The organism is Vagococcus humatus, from assembly GCF_003950325.1.
Classification (GTDB): Bacteria; Bacillota; Bacilli; order Lactobacillales; family Vagococcaceae; genus Vagococcus_C; species Vagococcus_C humatus.
This window is the reverse complement of the sequence record NZ_PXZH01000002.1, coordinates 162,865-177,233: the sequence shown is the minus strand read 5'-3', so window position 1 is coordinate 177,233 and position 14,369 is coordinate 162,865. Positions and strand designations below refer to the sequence as shown.

16 protein-coding genes are annotated in these 14,369 nt (G+C 32.9%); 3 read left to right on the top strand and 13 right to left on the bottom strand.

The features are described 5' to 3' along the window. Positions 1 to 163 precede the first annotated feature (163 nt). Entirely contained in the window at positions 164 to 481 is a 318-nt protein-coding gene (locus C7P63_RS05920; RefSeq protein WP_125943242.1) for a Rossmann-fold NAD(P)-binding domain-containing protein, read from the top strand. A gap of 35 nt (positions 482 to 516) precedes the next feature. Here C7P63_RS05920 and C7P63_RS05915 read toward each other — a convergent pair whose 3' ends face one another. Continuing rightward, positions 517 to 1,233, bottom strand: a complete 717-nt coding sequence (locus C7P63_RS05915; RefSeq protein WP_125943241.1) for an adaptor protein MecA — start codon at positions 1,231 to 1,233, stop codon at positions 517 to 519. 121 nt (positions 1,234 to 1,354) lie between these two features. Beyond that, positions 1,355 to 1,753 carry a transcriptional regulator SpxA gene (gene spxA / locus C7P63_RS05910; RefSeq protein ID WP_125943240.1) on the bottom strand — a complete coding sequence of 133 codons (399 nt, stop codon included), beginning with the start codon at positions 1,751 to 1,753 and terminating at the stop codon, positions 1,355 to 1,357. 365 nt (positions 1,754 to 2,118) lie between these two features. Here spxA and trpS point away from each other — a divergent pair, with 365 nt between their 5' ends. Both trpS and C7P63_RS05900 read left to right on the top strand, forming a co-directional pair. Next, positions 2,119 to 3,126, top strand: coding sequence for a tryptophan--tRNA ligase (gene trpS / locus C7P63_RS05905; protein ID WP_125943239.1), 1,008 nt, complete (start codon positions 2,119 to 2,121; stop codon positions 3,124 to 3,126). A 76-nt stretch (positions 3,127 to 3,202) separates the two neighbouring features. Continuing rightward, positions 3,203 to 3,769 (top strand): ATP-dependent Clp protease proteolytic subunit, encoded by a 567-nt coding sequence (locus C7P63_RS05900; RefSeq protein ID WP_125943238.1) that lies wholly within the window; start codon positions 3,203 to 3,205, stop codon positions 3,767 to 3,769. Between the two features lie 47 nt (positions 3,770 to 3,816). On the opposite strand, the gene lplA is transcribed toward C7P63_RS05900, so the two are convergent. From lplA to C7P63_RS05845, 11 genes are all read right to left on the bottom strand, one after another. Continuing rightward, on the bottom strand, positions 3,817 to 4,821 hold the full coding sequence (lplA, locus tag C7P63_RS05895; protein ID WP_125943237.1) for a lipoate--protein ligase: 1,005 nt from the start codon (positions 4,819 to 4,821) through the stop codon (positions 3,817 to 3,819). A 17-nt stretch (positions 4,822 to 4,838) separates the two neighbouring features. Next, the gene (locus C7P63_RS05890) at positions 4,839 to 5,576 is read right to left on the bottom strand and encodes an MBL fold metallo-hydrolase (RefSeq protein ID WP_125943236.1); all 738 of its coding nucleotides are present in this window, start codon (positions 5,574 to 5,576) and stop codon (positions 4,839 to 4,841) included. A gap of 135 nt (positions 5,577 to 5,711) precedes the next feature. Further along, complete coding sequence (locus C7P63_RS05885; RefSeq protein ID WP_125943235.1) at positions 5,712 to 6,794, bottom strand: M42 family metallopeptidase; 1,083 nt, start codon at positions 6,792 to 6,794, stop codon at positions 5,712 to 5,714. Positions 6,795 to 6,936: 142 nt separating this feature from the next. Then, positions 6,937 to 7,314: a RidA family protein gene (locus C7P63_RS05880; RefSeq protein WP_125943234.1), complete on the bottom strand. Its 378-nt coding sequence runs from the start codon at positions 7,312 to 7,314 to the stop codon at positions 6,937 to 6,939. Between the two features lie 22 nt (positions 7,315 to 7,336). Then, positions 7,337 to 8,290, bottom strand: a complete 954-nt coding sequence (locus tag C7P63_RS05875; protein ID WP_125943233.1) for a sugar phosphate isomerase/epimerase family protein — start codon at positions 8,288 to 8,290, stop codon at positions 7,337 to 7,339. Continuing rightward, positions 8,290 to 9,579 (bottom strand): MFS transporter, encoded by a 1,290-nt coding sequence (locus C7P63_RS05870; protein WP_125943232.1) that lies wholly within the window; start codon positions 9,577 to 9,579, stop codon positions 8,290 to 8,292. Before C7P63_RS05870 ends, C7P63_RS05875 begins: the two co-directional genes overlap by 1 nt. A 211-nt stretch (positions 9,580 to 9,790) precedes the next feature. Next, entirely contained in the window at positions 9,791 to 11,062 is a 1,272-nt protein-coding gene (dltD, locus tag C7P63_RS05865; protein ID WP_125943231.1) for a D-alanyl-lipoteichoic acid biosynthesis protein DltD, read from the bottom strand. Continuing rightward, positions 11,059 to 11,307, bottom strand: a complete 249-nt coding sequence (gene dltC / locus C7P63_RS05860) for a D-alanine--poly(phosphoribitol) ligase subunit DltC (protein ID WP_125943230.1) — start codon at positions 11,305 to 11,307, stop codon at positions 11,059 to 11,061. The genes dltD and dltC overlap by 4 nt, the downstream gene beginning before the upstream one ends. Positions 11,308 to 11,337: 30 nt before the next feature. Next, complete coding sequence (gene dltB, locus C7P63_RS05855; protein ID WP_243640806.1) at positions 11,338 to 12,609, bottom strand: D-alanyl-lipoteichoic acid biosynthesis protein DltB; 1,272 nt, start codon at positions 12,607 to 12,609, stop codon at positions 11,338 to 11,340. Next, positions 12,606 to 14,120, bottom strand: coding sequence for a D-alanine--poly(phosphoribitol) ligase subunit DltA (gene dltA, locus C7P63_RS05850; RefSeq protein WP_125943229.1), 1,515 nt, complete (start codon positions 14,118 to 14,120; stop codon positions 12,606 to 12,608). Before dltA ends, dltB begins: the two co-directional genes overlap by 4 nt. Positions 14,121 to 14,148: 28 nt before the next feature. Next, entirely contained in the window at positions 14,149 to 14,313 is a 165-nt protein-coding gene (locus C7P63_RS05845; protein ID WP_125943228.1) for a teichoic acid D-Ala incorporation-associated protein DltX, read from the bottom strand. Positions 14,314 to 14,369 lie beyond the last annotated feature (56 nt).

Genomic DNA, 14,369 nt, shown 5'->3' with positions numbered 1-14,369 from the left:
CTAGTTAAGCCCACCCTAACTAGTACAATATTTTTCATCTGTTTATAAAAAAAACATTATATTTACAATATTATTTTGAATTAAATAGTTATATGTGGTATTTTATTAGTACAGATTAATCATCTGTTCACAAATAATAGAATGACTTATAGGAGTGACTAGGATGGAAATTTTACTGACAGGAGTGCTACCTCAAGAAAAACCACTCATTAAAGCTTGGGCAAAAAAACAAACACCTTTAATAATTATAACAGAAGAACTATTAACAGAAGAAAATCTTCCTTTTCTAGATGGTAAACATGGACTTATTTTAACTGATAACAACCTTTCACAAGAGGTTTTAAATAAAATGAAACTCCTAGAAATCCCTTATGTAAAAAGAGCTGCATTAGCTTCTAAGGAATTACCGACCAAAGAAAATGAATTTGAAACAATGCTAGATCAAGCTTTACTAACTATCCAACATCAAATATCTCTATAAAAAAAGGAGAGGCTAGCCTCTCCTTTTCAACTGACTTATTCAAAATAATATTTTAATTGTTCTAATGCTCGGCGGTCCATAACGCAATGACCATATTCACTTAACACTTCAGGAGTTAACATGGATAAGGTTCCATATTCTAATAACAAAGCTAAATCTTCTTTTAGGCTGTGTCGTTGTTCACTTTCAGTTAGTTCAAAGTGCATATGAATGTAGTAATGATCAGACATTTTAAACAAAGAAGAGTCCGTATAATTGATTAAATGAACTTTGGCTAGTTGAATAGCGTCTTCAAAAGATTCCAACTGGATAACATAGTCAAAAATAATAGGTCCATCATCCTCATCTTCATCATCTGATAAAGAATCATCCCAATCTTCTTCAAATCCCACTATCTTCTTAAGTTTATCAAGTTTTCCTTTTTGAGAAAGTTGCTTACGTATTAGTTCACCTAACATTTCTTTACTGGCTTCTAATTCAGGAATTACAGGTAATTCTCCATCTTCAGATTCTACCAGATTCTTACTAATAAATAATTCTAGACCATTTTGATTTGGTAGCACTTGAAATGTCACTGCGTCGGAATCTTGAAACTGCTCATCAATATCAACTTCTGCTAAAATACTGTAAAAAAAGTGCTCAATTTCTTTATGATTTCCTAATAAATCTAAGAAAGTAATCCCTCTTTCTTCTAAATCTTCATTTTCAATCAGAACTCGTATCGTATTTTCATTAATGCGTTCCATTTCCACTATCGCTACACCTCTCTTTTAACTCTCTTTTTATTATATAGACACATTGTAGCTCAAAATAAAAAAATGTAAAGGAAAAATGTTCAAAAAAAGCCTCGTCAAGATGACGAGGCTTCTCAAATTATAATCCAGCCATTAATTGAGCTTGTCTTAACTCTAATGCACGAACTTCTCTTGGTAAAAAGCGACGAATTTCATCTTCATTAAAGCCAACTTGAAGTCTTTTTTCATCGATCATAATAGGTCTTCTTAACAATCCAGGGTTTTGTTGAACTAAGTCTAACAATTCTGGTAAAGACAAATCGTCTAAATCCATATTTAATTTTTGGAATGCTTTGGAACGAGTGGAAATGATTTCTTCCGTACCGTCTTCAGTCATTCTCAAAATTGCTTTCAAATCAGCAATGTCAAGGGGCTCAGAGAAAATATTTCGTTCTCTAAACGGAATTTCATGTTCTTGTAACCATGCTCTTGCTTTTCTACAAGACGTACAACTTGGTGATGTGTACAATGTTAGCATAATATCACTCCTTTTTTATGCAATCCTCTTTTATTACACAGGGTCTCAAACCTGTTAACCTTCACATGTTTTATTATACATCATTTAGCTAAGAATTACTACTGTATTTTATAATTAATTTAATTTAGCTTTTATTCAAAACCCTTATATATCAAGGTTTTATAAGTAATCATCATCTTTTTCATTATTATTCATAAAAAATTCATAATCTTAATTGAAAAAGCACATTTTAATACTACAGCAAATAATCTGTATTATTTTCACAAACGAATATCCTTACAATTTTCTCTCTGTCTTTTTTATTTTATTTCTATTATAATAAATAGATGAAGCAATACAGATAAAGAATGGGGAGACATACGTCTATGGAAACAATATTTTCTGGAATCCAACCAAGTGGGATTCCCACTATCGGTAATTATGTAGGCGCATTGAAACAATTTGTTGAATTACAAGATGACTATCATTGTTTCTTTTGCGTAGTTGATGAACATGCGATTACCGTTCCGCAAGATCGCTTAAAATTAAGACAGCAAACGTTAGGACTAGCTGCACTTTACTTAGCAGTAGGAATCGATCCTAATAAATCCATTATTTTTATTCAATCAGAGGTTCCTGCACATGCAGAGGCAGCTTGGATTGTCCAATGTAATACTAGCATTGGTGAGTTAGAAAGAATGACACAATTCAAAGACAAATCTCAAAAAACACAACGTGGTGGGGTTTCTGCTGGCTTACTGACTTATCCACCGCTAATGATTGCTGATATTATTTTGTACAACACAAACTTAGTACCAGTAGGAGAAGATCAAAAACAACATTTAGAATTAACTCGCGATTTTGTCCAACGTTTTAATAACCGTTACGCGCAAAAAGGACAAGAAATTTTAGTCACACCGGAAGTTAAAATTCCAAAACGTGGTGCAAGAATTATGAGTTTACAAGAACCAACTAAAAAGATGAGTAAATCTGATAGTAATCCAAAAGGCTTTATTTCTATGTTAGATGAGCCTAATGTTATTCGCAAAAAAATTAAATCAGCAGTAACAGATTCTATTGGAACAATTGAATACGATCCAACCAATCGTCCAGGTATTTCCAATCTGTTGACAATTTATGAAGCTGTTAGTGACTACTCAATTGATGAATTAGTAACTAAATATGAAGGAAAAGGTTACGGAGAGTTTAAAAATGACTTGGCAGAAGCAGTCGTTGCTTTATTAGAACCTATCCAAATTAGACAAAAAGAGTTACTTGAATCAGAAGAATTACATCGTATATTAGACGAAGGTGCAGAAAAAGCTCAACAAGTTGCGAATAAAACCTTAACTAAAATGCAAAATGCTGTTGGTTTAGGACGTAAAAAACGTTAAGCAAGGTATTTTTTTGTCTATTTATCCCTTTTTATGCTAAGATACCAATAGGAAAATCGTAGGAGGTTTGAACAACATGGATGAACAACAAAATCAAAATCAAACTTTATTTACAAAAAAATTAATGGATAGTCGGACTATCTTAATTTACGGTGAAATCAATCAAGAATTAGCTGAACGTGTTAGTACCCAACTACTTATTTTAGAACAAATGAGCGACGAGCCTATTACTGTTTTCATCAATAGTCAAGGTGGCCATGTTGAAGCAGGAGATACTATTCATGATATGCTTCAATTTGTTAAACCTGAAATTAAAGTCATTGGAACTGGCTGGGTTGCTAGTGCAGGTATTACTATCTATCTAGCAGCTAAAAAAGAAAATCGTTACAGTCTACCTAATACTCGCTACATGATTCATCAACCAGCAGGTGGAGTACAAGGACAAAGTACTGAAATTCAAATTGAAGCTAAAGAAATTGTTAGAATGCGTGAGAGAATTAATCGTTTAATCGCTGAAGCAACAGGCCAATCTTATGAAAAAGTATCTAAAGATACCGATCGTAACTTCTGGTTAACTGTTGACGAAGCAAAAGAATATGGGATTGTTAACCAAATCATCTCAAATGCTTCTGAAATTAACTAAAAACTACAATAAAAAAGTGTGGATTTCAATCGAAATCCACACTTTTTCTAATATAATAAATTAACTAAATCTTCTGTTTCAATATTACCAAAGTATTTTTTCAAATCAATTTTAGTTACCGCATCTGTTACAGAAGCCTTATCATATTGAATACCAGTTAAAGCTTCTTCTACATCTGAAATTTCTCCTAATCCGAAAAAGTCACCAAAAATTTTAACTTCTTGAATCACACCACTAGCTACGTTTAATCTTGCTTCAATCGAACCAATATCAAATCGTTCTCTACGAAGAATTTCAAATTCTGGTGATTTCCCGTAATTCCAATCCCAGTTTCTATAATAGTCATTTGAAATATGGTTAATTTTCTCCCAATCTTTTTCAGTTAACTCATATGTTTTAATTTGACTAACATCTTCTACTTCAAAAATACGTAGTAAAATATTTTCTCTAAAATCAATCGTAGACATGTTTTGGTAATCATCTGATAAATAAGGTTTAATATTAGTCACTCTTGATCGAATAGATTTAATCCCTTTAGACTCAATTTTATCTTTTCTTACCTTTAATGCTTTAACTACTTCATTAATGTCACTATCAAACATAATCGTGCCGTGAGCAAACATGCGGCCATTAGTCGCATACATCGCATTACCTGAGAATTTCTTGTCATCAATAACTAAATCATTACGCCCTTTAAGTTTAGCTCCCTCTACTCCCATTGCATGTAAAGCATCAATAATCGGCTGAGTAAATTTCGCAAAATCTCTAAATGAGTTGCCGTCATCTGGCATAATAAAACTAAAGTTTAAATTACCAAAATCATGGTAAACTGCTCCCCCACCACTTAACCGACGAACAACATGAATGCCTTTTTCTTCCACATAATCTTTATTGATTTCTTCTATCGTATTTTGGTTTCTTCCTATAATAATAGAAGGTTCATTAATATAAAATAATAAAATCGGCTCATCAACTGGAACTTCTTTCATCAAATAAGTTTCAATCGCTAAGTTTACTCGTGGATCATTGTTTTCATTTGGAACATAAATCATCTATTTCTCCTCCTATATCACCATTCTACAATCATACTTTCACTAGCTAGTCTGACAGGAATATTGGTAACTTCTTTTTCTGTTTGTTTTTTTAATACTTGTAAATCTCCATCTTGAGGCAAGTGAGATAATACAACTTGTTTAACTTGTGCTAATCGAGCTATTTCCCCTGTTTCCTTAGCAGTCAAATGGGCTGGATGTTTTTCCTTTCCAGCAAACAAATAAGTATCTGCTAACAGGACATCTGTTTGAAAAGCAAAGGGAATTAGTTCTCCTAAATAACCAGAATCCCCTGTGTAGACTAAATTTTTTCCTGTTTGTTTTTCTTTAATCCGCATAGCAAAACAAGGGACTGGATGAACAGTTCTTAAAAACTGAATTGAAAAAGGGCCTACATCTAAAACTTGCTGCTCCTCATAGGGCATACTAATCGAGACACCTTCTAAGGTTAATCTACGATACCCTACTAAGTCTTCTGTATGACCATAAATTGGTAGGATAGGTATGGACTTGTCTTTTCCTCTTAATTGTCTATAGTATTGAAGCACACCTAAATCTGCCACATGATCTTCATGATAGTGAGAGAGAATCACACTATCTAATCTTAAGGGATCTATATGTTTTTGAAGAATGTTCAATGTACTGCTTCCTGCATCAATTAATAAAGAAAATCCATCACTTTCTAATAGATAGGAGCTAGTTCCTTGACCTTTATAAGGATAGCCTCCTAGATAGCCTAAAACAGTTAATTTCATAATATGCCTTCTTTCATAGTTTACTTTACGTTATTTTTTATCAAAAATAAATGAAAAAGCTTATAATTCAAAGAATTATAAGCTTTTAAAATACTTTTTCATTTTAAAGTACAAAATTGTTTTTATTAACTTTTTTTAGTAACTAGTTAATTTTTCAACGGTGTCTTTGTCTAGGCGTTTAACCACTTCAGTCACTAATTTAACTGCATTTAAATAGTCGTCTTCATGAATAACTGACGTATGAGAATGCAAGTAACGAGTTGCTACTGTAATCGCTAATGACGGAATTCCTGAGCGAGTTAAATGTTGACTACCTGCATCAGTCCCTCCACCAGCTACGACTTCTAGTTGATACGGAATATTTAATTCTTCTGCTACATCGATAACGAAATCTCTTAGTTTGCGATGTGGTACCATTGAGGCATCAAAAATTAAAATTTGTGGACCTTCACCTAATTTAGACATAGATTCTTTTGCAGTCATTCCTGGTGTGTCACCAGCTGTTCCTGTATCTAAAGCAAAAGCAATATCTGGATCTATTTTATAGGTACTTGTTTTAGCTCCTCGCAATCCAACTTCTTCTTGCACGTTACTTCCTGCAAATAAAATATTAGGATGACCTTCTTGAGCTAATTTTTCAAATACTTTAATAGAAATTGCTGTACCAATTCGGTTATCCCATGCTTTACCTAATAAGAATTTTGAATCATTTAAACGACGGTACTCAATGTAAGGGGTAATAGAATCTCCTGGACGAATGCCCCATTCTTTTACTTCCTCTTCACTTGAAGCACCAATATCAATAAACATATCTTTTACATCATAAGGTTTTTGACGCGCCTCTGCAGATAATACATGAGGCGGTTTACAGCCAATAACACCATGAATGATTTTACCTTCTCGTGTTTGAATTTGGACTTGTTGGGCTAACATAACTTGTCCCCACCAACCACCTAATGTTTGAAACTTAATAAATCCACCTTCTGTGATTTGAGTCACCATGAAACCAACTTCATCCATATGCCCCATTAGAAGAACTTTTGGACCTTCTTTGTCTCCCTTATGACGAGCAGCAATGCTTCCTAAACCATCATAAACCATTTTATCTGCGTAAGGTTCTGTATATTTTTTTACAATCTCACGTACCGCATCTTCATGCCCTGGAACACCTTTTGCTTCACTTAATTCTTGTAAAAATTTTTCTTCTTGAATATCCAAATCAGTCACCTCTTTTTTATTAGTACCCCTATTATATCATGGAAAAAAGCGTTTCACTCACTGGATAGTAAAAAAATGAGGACAATTATAAACTTGTCCTCATTTTTTATAAATAATTTTTTAATTAACCTAAACAGATTTATTAAGCAATTACAGCGATAGCCTCTATCTCTATTTGAGCACCTTTAGGTAGTGAAGCTACTTGAACAGTACTTCTACTTGGGTAAGGAGCAGAGAAGTATGAACCATATATATCGTTTACTTGATTAAAATCTTCCAAATTAGTCATGAAAATAGTTGTTTTAACTATATGATTCATTGTAGCTCCATTTTCTTTTAAAATAGAAGCTAAATTATTTAAACAATTGGTAGCTTGTTCCTCAATATTTACACCAAGTTGACCTGTTTTCATATCAATTGGTAATTGTCCGGATATATACATGGTTTTATTTTCTTCTACTCCTTGAGAGTAAGGGCCTATTGGTAAAGGGGCTGCTTGCGTTAAAATTTCATTTTTCATATTTATCTAATCTCCTTCTATATTATGAACAATATTTATCCCGTAATTTTTTCATATAAGTCACTGATTTTTTTACATCTTCATCTTGAGCTTTTAACATCATCTCCAAATTTTCTGCTGAAGGATGATAGGTTTCCATCGGTTTAATAATAGCAGGATCAAAGTAGGGTTCTTCTATTTTAAAAGCACCTTCTCCTAGATACTCTACTCCACCTAAACCTAATGGCCGTTTAAAATAAGATACATAGGGATGACACATTTCAATGTTAATATGTGTTAAATCTGTTTCTTCTACAATTTTTTTAAAACAATAGTCTGTATCAATGTTTCCATAACCAATTGGACAACCACTAACTCTTAATTGATCCCCATCTTTAATGACGATATGATCTTTAAAATGCGTTGTTTTTGCGTATGGCAACAGTTTATCCACGGTTGTTTTTGGATCTTCCCAGGCCATCATGCCATTACCTATATCACATAAACAACCTACATATGGACTATTTACTTTTTCTATTAACTCAACTACCTCATCCGCTATTTCTTCTTCATGATTTTCAATAGCTAAATGGATATCATTTTTCTTTAATAATGGTTCAATACTCAAAATTTTATCCACTGCTTGCTGTGTTTTAACAGGATCAAAATGTCCTTTATTAATATACGTTCTAATGACCTTAGCACCTAAAACATTAGCGACATCAATAACTTGCACCATTTTTTCTTTTTCTACACCACGCATATCAATTTCACAATATAATTGATGTTTATCTAGTAATGTTTTTATTTTCTTTAAATGATCAGGGTCATTACTTCCCAAACATCCCCATTCTGGATTTAAATTTAAATCTTCAATAATGTTTATTTGTACACCATCAAGTCCCAACTCTACTGTCTTCTCTATAAAATCAAATATATCCATACGCCCATGTTGGAAATGAATATGGTAGCTTTCTGTCTCAAGTCCTAATTTCATTAAATTGTACCCCTTTCATTTTTTTGTTTATTAATTCTTCTAAGTAAATAAGAGCTAATGAAAAATCCTACAAATGCAAACCCACTCATCACCATAAACACATAGCGATAGCCTGTTAATCCAGGAAAATTATCTAAAATACTTCCATAAAGAGTAAAAGCAAACATAGATGGTGAGTAACCAACTAAACAAGCAACAGACACAGCTGCTCCACTAATTTCTTTAGGAATCTTAATTTCGTCGATTGGAGCAAAGAAAATAGCACGTTGACTAAAAATAATACTTCCAAATAATAACGTACAAGTCATACCTAAATAAATATTCATCGTATCATGTGGTAACATTAAAAATCCAATCATCGCTATTCCTGCTAATAAGAAAGTAAAGCGCAAATACTTAGTAGAAGATTTAAATTTTTTATCTGCTAACATACCTCCTACAGGTCCACCTACCATTTTCAACCCATACTGATTAATAATTCCATATGCCCCAACCAATGCAACTGGCATACCATATATATCTTTCAGAAACGGAATAAAGTAAGTTAGTCCTGCATATACACTATAAACGGCAAAAATCATAAAAGAAGCAATCCACAGTTCTGGAATTTTTATAGCTTGCTTAGCCCCGGCCATTGCCAGTTTTTTCTTATTAACCTCTTCACCACTTACTTCATCAATCACTGGAGCATCATCTTCAACAAAGAAATAAGTAATTATCCCTACTACAATCGCAGTAATGGCAAAGAATAAAATAGCTGCTCTAAAACCAAATGCTCCACTACCTAACTTAACAAACAAAGTTAAAGCTGAGAAAGCAACCACTGTATCAACAACCCCACGTCCTGCTTCTAAAAAGCCAAACATACGTCCTTGCTCATCAGAATCGCCTAACAATCTTACTGCCTTAACTAAAACAGGCCAAAAAATAACTTCTGCAAATAATGCCATTCCTCCCCAGGAAGCTAAAATACCATAATAACTAGGAAAAGTTGCAAGATACAAACCAATAACCCCTACACCAATTAAGCCAGTTGGAATTAAAATTCTTTTAGAAAATCGATCTGATATATATATTGAAAATGCATAACCTATTGTTTGAACAATCGCATAAACTGATAAAGCGGCTCCAATTTCAGTATGGGATAAACCAAAATATTCCTGCATAGGTATGTAGAAAGCATCCTTTAAAGATGACAATTTAAAGACTGTCCCTCCTGCTAAAATTAAAATGCCTAAAGTAAACCATTTTTTAGTCGATTCTTGCTGCTTTGAAATAACTTTTTCCATTTTTTTCCTCCGTTATAAAAAATTATTAAATTGTAATAAAAAATTATTACCGTTTGCAAAACTTATTGTAAGGGCTAACAAGAAAAAAGTCAATAAGAATTTATTATTATATTTCGATATTTTTTTATCAGACAAGTTCTAATGGGAACATATTAATAAAAAAAGAAGAACAAAATCTTCTATAGATTCTGTTCTTCTTTTTCTTGCTTATTTATCTATCATTTGCTGGATAAGGTGATTTTTGCCAATCAGAGGTTAAAAAATCATCGTTTATTCGGTAAGACATGCGTTTTTCTTCTGTATTAGTTAAAAATGGTTCTACAGCTTGATCCACTGCTACCCAACCACGCCAACCTAAATGAATGGTATCTTCCATAAAATAAGGTTCAGAACGTTTATAGGTAAAATCTGCTACATGACGAAAGCCTTGGCTATTTAATTGATGAGTGATTTTATGACTAAATGTATCTAACATCTCAGGAGATAGCCCTGTATAATCCATCCATTTTTGATTAACTGGTGGAATGATAAACATGACATCCATATGTAACTTAGCCATTTCATTTAATACTACTTGGAAATCTGCAAACTCAACTGAACGAGTATAATCAAAATCTTCTTGTGAATTTTTCAAAGAAGATTCAATTGGGGCAATCCGTTTCCGGTAAAAACTATTACTAATCTCATAAGGATTCCCTTTTGTTTGTTTTTTCCCTTGTTCAAATGCTAATTGATCCAAACTTTGAAGATTATAAGCATCAGGTAATTGTTTTAATTTTTGTTTTATTTTGTAATCTTTACTAATTAATCCAAGATGTCCAAATAATTCATCTTCTCGGATTAATACTTTTGAACTGGTTTCACACATTTTTAACTGAGTAGGAGTTAACCGCTCCCCTCTAGCAATTTGTTTTAATAAGGTTTTCATAGTCGTATCTTTCCGTGTATTAGGAAATTGCAACAGACGGTGAGCTAAATATTTTTCATTGTCTCCCACTTCTCTAACATTCATTAACCATTGATAAGTTTGTAAAGGGGAATAGTAAAGAGCAAACATTTCTTTACTCACTCCTTTATCTACAAACCACTGAGGTGAAATAATAAATACAGCTTTCTTGCCTTTTAAATCTTTACTCATTGATTGGAGCATTAAAAATTGTGATAAAGATTGTGTTCCAGCAGCACCTAATAAAAATGGGCGGTAGGGCCGATTATATTTTTCTGCTAACACTGATGGATGAAAGGCATCCACACGGCTCAACTCAGATGACCCGAAAAAAGGAACGTAGTAAGGATTTGCCATGGCAGTATTTTTTAAGTTATTTCCCTTAATCACATTAACTGACATAGACGTAGATGCTTTTTCCATGGTTTTTTCAGCTGGTTTCATTTTAGTGGAAGGTAGTAAGAAAATACCTCCTAACAAGCAAAGTGCTAGCACAAAAGGACCAATAGCTAGAAAGAGTTTCCTGCGAGAACTCATGACTTCATAGCAACTACTTGTTCAATAATTTTACGTGGAGTCGCCCATTCCTCCCGGTTAAACTCAGAAACTGGAACTGTTACGCCACATTGTCCATCTATTTCAACTAATAATTGGACTGTTCCTAATGAATCTAGTAAACCTTCTTCAAATAAATTCATATCTAAATCTTCTCGAACTTCATCTGTTCCAGTTAACTCTTCTAAAATAGTTAGTAATAATTCTTGTACATCTTTTTGTTCCATAATTATCTCCTCTAATTCTGTTAAATTTTATTAAAAAATAGTTTTAAGTAGTGTATCTAAAAAGCCGGAAAATATTAGAAAACTAAAGGCAACTGCGTGGAAAGTTAATACAATAGATAACCCTTTTGTCCACATATTACTTGGTAGCTGTTTTTTATGTTTTCGTTTAAATCTAATCCAAGCATCTGTTAAACAAATTAATGTAGCATGATACAAGCCGTACACAATATAGTACCAAGTAAGTCCGTGCCAAAAGCCCATAACTAAGAATAAAACAAAGTAACCAACGTTAGAAGCTACCACACGACTTTTAAAAACTTTTTTCTTCATTAAGGTAAACATTAGTCTCATGTATACATAATCTCTAAACCAAAAAGATAAAGACATGTGCCATCTATTCCAAAATTCTTTGATATTATGACTTAAAAAAGGTTTATTAAAGTTAATCGGTGTATCATATCCCATTAATTTACTAACACCTACTGCAAACAAGCTATACCCTGCAAAGTCAAAAAATAAATAAAAAGTATAAACATACATCGTACCTAATAACCCTAAAAATAAATTTTCTCGTTGAAGAGCAAAATCTTGTACCCGAGGTAATAATTGAGTACCTAATAAATTTCCTAAAATGAATTTATATAGAAACCCTAAAAAAATCATATTTAATCCACTACTCAACATCTCTACATACGTTTCTTTTGAAGGTGGATGTAACAAGTCTTTTTCAAAGCGACGATACCGATCAATAGGACCTGACGAAATGGTTGGGAAAAACAACAGAAACTGAATATAGCGACCGACTGAATATTCCTTAATCACACCATCTCTAATTTCCATAATCATTTGAACTGCTTTAAAGGTTAAATAGGAAATCCCTAAAAATCCAATCGTCATTGGAATAAATCGCAACTGAGGATTATGCTCCAATAACATGGTTTGATTCGCTAGAAAAGGAAACAGTTTGAGAATAAACAAAGGGAGAATAGCTAAAGCAACTGCCACATAAAACACACTGCTTTTATTCCTTTGTTGCCGATATTTAAAATAAGCATAAACCAACACTGTTTGCCATAACACATATAAAATTAAAGCAATGCCTTGTCTAGCATTTGGCCCACTAAAGCTTAGCCAAAGAAATGTAAGGGTCAGGATGTTTTGATACCACATCATGCGGTTACCTCTTAATAGCTGAATAATTAATGGAATAAGAGCTACACCTAATAATATAAAATAAAAGGGCCGTTCATATGGCGAGTAGTAAACTATTTTGGAAAACATTTGTTCTAATGTATTAATCATGTGGCATTCACCTCATGAATTAAACTTTTTCTATCAATCTTTCCGTTAAAGGTTTGAGGCAAACTGTCCACATAAACAAATTTTTGTGGCACCATGTAATCCATTACCACTTCTTTTAACTCTGCTTTAATCGCTTTTGTTAGTTGATAGTCTTTAGCAAATATTTCTCGGTCTTTTGGAACTACAAAAGCAATCAATTGAACGACTTTATGTTGGTGATATTTCGGCACTACAATCCCTTTAGACACATAACTCACATTCATCAAATGATGATCTATGTCTTCTAATTCTATCCGGTAACCGTGTAGTTTAACCTGAAAATCAATTCTTCCTTGGTAAAAAAGAAGGTGTTCTTTCATCATTCCTTGGTCTCCCGTTTTATAAGCAGGTTGTCCTTCAATCTCTAGAAAAGCTTGAGCAGTTTTTTCAGGATTGTTTAAATAGCCTTTTGAAACGCTAGGTCCAGCAATCACAATCTCACCGCTCTCTCCTTCAGATAAAACTTGTCCTTTTTCATCCACTATATAAAGAGTTGTATCTTCTTTAGCATAGCCAACTGGTAACCGATCATACTTAGCTAATACTTCTGATGTAATTTTTATTTCAGTGACAGCCACAGTCGTTTCAGTTGGTCCATAAGTATTATAGATATCCGCAGTAGGAAATCTTTCTAATAATGCTTGAGCAGTTTGAACTGTTAATTCTTCTCCGCAAAATAGAAAGGTTTGTAAATCAGATAATACCTCTCCATTAAATCTTGGTTCCATTAAACAAATATCTACAAATGAAGGAGTTGATACCCAAACATTTAATTTCATTTTAGGCAAATTCTCAAATAAAGCTTGAAAATCTTGTACCATTGCTTTAGATAATGGAACTAATTTTCCTCCTGTCAACAAGCTAGGATAAAGATTCATAACAGATAAATCAAAAGAATAAGGGGCTTGAGACAAATAGGTTGCCTCTTCTTTTAAATTAAAATCTGCCAACATCCAATCTGTATAACTAGCTAAGTTGTTATGACTGATTTGCACTCCTTTTGGAACACCAGTTGTTCCTGAAGTGAAAATAATATAAAAATTTTCTTCTTCTTTTACTTCATGAGTCAACTGATAACTCTTAGGTGTTTTAGTTAACTCATCAAATAAAGATTCAGTCACAATAGGTTCTGCTATGACTATATTAGGCCAATCAGAAAAAGCAATTACCGCTGTAAAATCTGCTACTTGAGTAATCATCTCAATTCGGTCTTCTGGTGTGTCCACATCTAGTGGAATATAAGCATGTCCTGATTTCGTGGCTGCTAGAAAAGCCACTAACATTCTAAAATCTAGCCCTCCGTAGACAATCACTGGTAACTTATTTTGATAGTGTTCATCTAAATAGTGAGCCAATGTATCAGATTGTTCTTTCAATTCTAAAAAAGTATAGGCTTGTTCTTGATCTTGAAAACAAATAGCTTGAGGAGTTTTGACTGCCCATTCATCAATTTTTTCTAATATATTTATCATAAGGCTCCTTCCCTTCCATGTCCTTTGATTAAAATTCATTATAAATAAAGCTGCCTCCATCAAATTGACTAAAATGATAGAAATAAATCAAAATCAACATAACCACCAAATAGAAGAAGGTTTTCCCAAAAAATTTAATCCAATATCCCCAATTATCTTGATTTTTCAACCATAGATGCTGTAACTTACTCATTATTGTGCCTCCTTTTTCCTAGGTTTTTACGTTAAACTAAGTATAAAACGAAATAT

Coding starts and splice junctions, on each gene's coding strand:
- C7P63_RS05920 (WP_125943242.1), top strand. CDS start 164: ATGGAAATTTTACTGACAGGAGTGCTACCTCAAGAAAAACCACTCATT.
- spxA (WP_125943240.1), bottom strand. CDS start 1,753: ATGCTAACATTGTACACATCACCAAGTTGTACGTCTTGTAGAAAAGCA.
- trpS (WP_125943239.1), top strand. CDS start 2,119: ATGGAAACAATATTTTCTGGAATCCAACCAAGTGGGATTCCCACTATC.
- C7P63_RS05900 (WP_125943238.1), top strand. CDS start 3,203: ATGGATGAACAACAAAATCAAAATCAAACTTTATTTACAAAAAAATTA.
- lplA (WP_125943237.1), bottom strand. CDS start 4,821: ATGATTTATGTTCCAAATGAAAACAATGATCCACGAGTAAACTTAGCG.
- C7P63_RS05890 (WP_125943236.1), bottom strand. CDS start 5,576: ATGAAATTAACTGTTTTAGGCTATCTAGGAGGCTATCCTTATAAAGGT.
- C7P63_RS05880 (WP_125943234.1), bottom strand. CDS start 7,314: ATGAAAAATGAAATTTTAACGCAAGCAGCCCCTTTACCAATAGGCCCT.
- C7P63_RS05875 (WP_125943233.1), bottom strand. CDS start 8,290: ATGAAATTAGGACTTGAGACAGAAAGCTACCATATTCATTTCCAACAT.
- C7P63_RS05870 (WP_125943232.1), bottom strand. CDS start 9,579: ATGGAAAAAGTTATTTCAAAGCAGCAAGAATCGACTAAAAAATGGTTT.
- dltD (WP_125943231.1), bottom strand. CDS start 11,062: ATGAGTTCTCGCAGGAAACTCTTTCTAGCTATTGGTCCTTTTGTGCTA.
- dltC (WP_125943230.1), bottom strand. CDS start 11,307: ATGGAACAAAAAGATGTACAAGAATTATTACTAACTATTTTAGAAGAG.
- dltB (WP_243640806.1), bottom strand. CDS start 12,609: ATGATTAATACATTAGAACAAATGTTTTCCAAAATAGTTTACTACTCG.
- dltA (WP_125943229.1), bottom strand. CDS start 14,120: ATGATAAATATATTAGAAAAAATTGATGAATGGGCAGTCAAAACTCCT.
- C7P63_RS05845 (WP_125943228.1), bottom strand. CDS start 14,313: ATGAGTAAGTTACAGCATCTATGGTTGAAAAATCAAGATAATTGGGGA.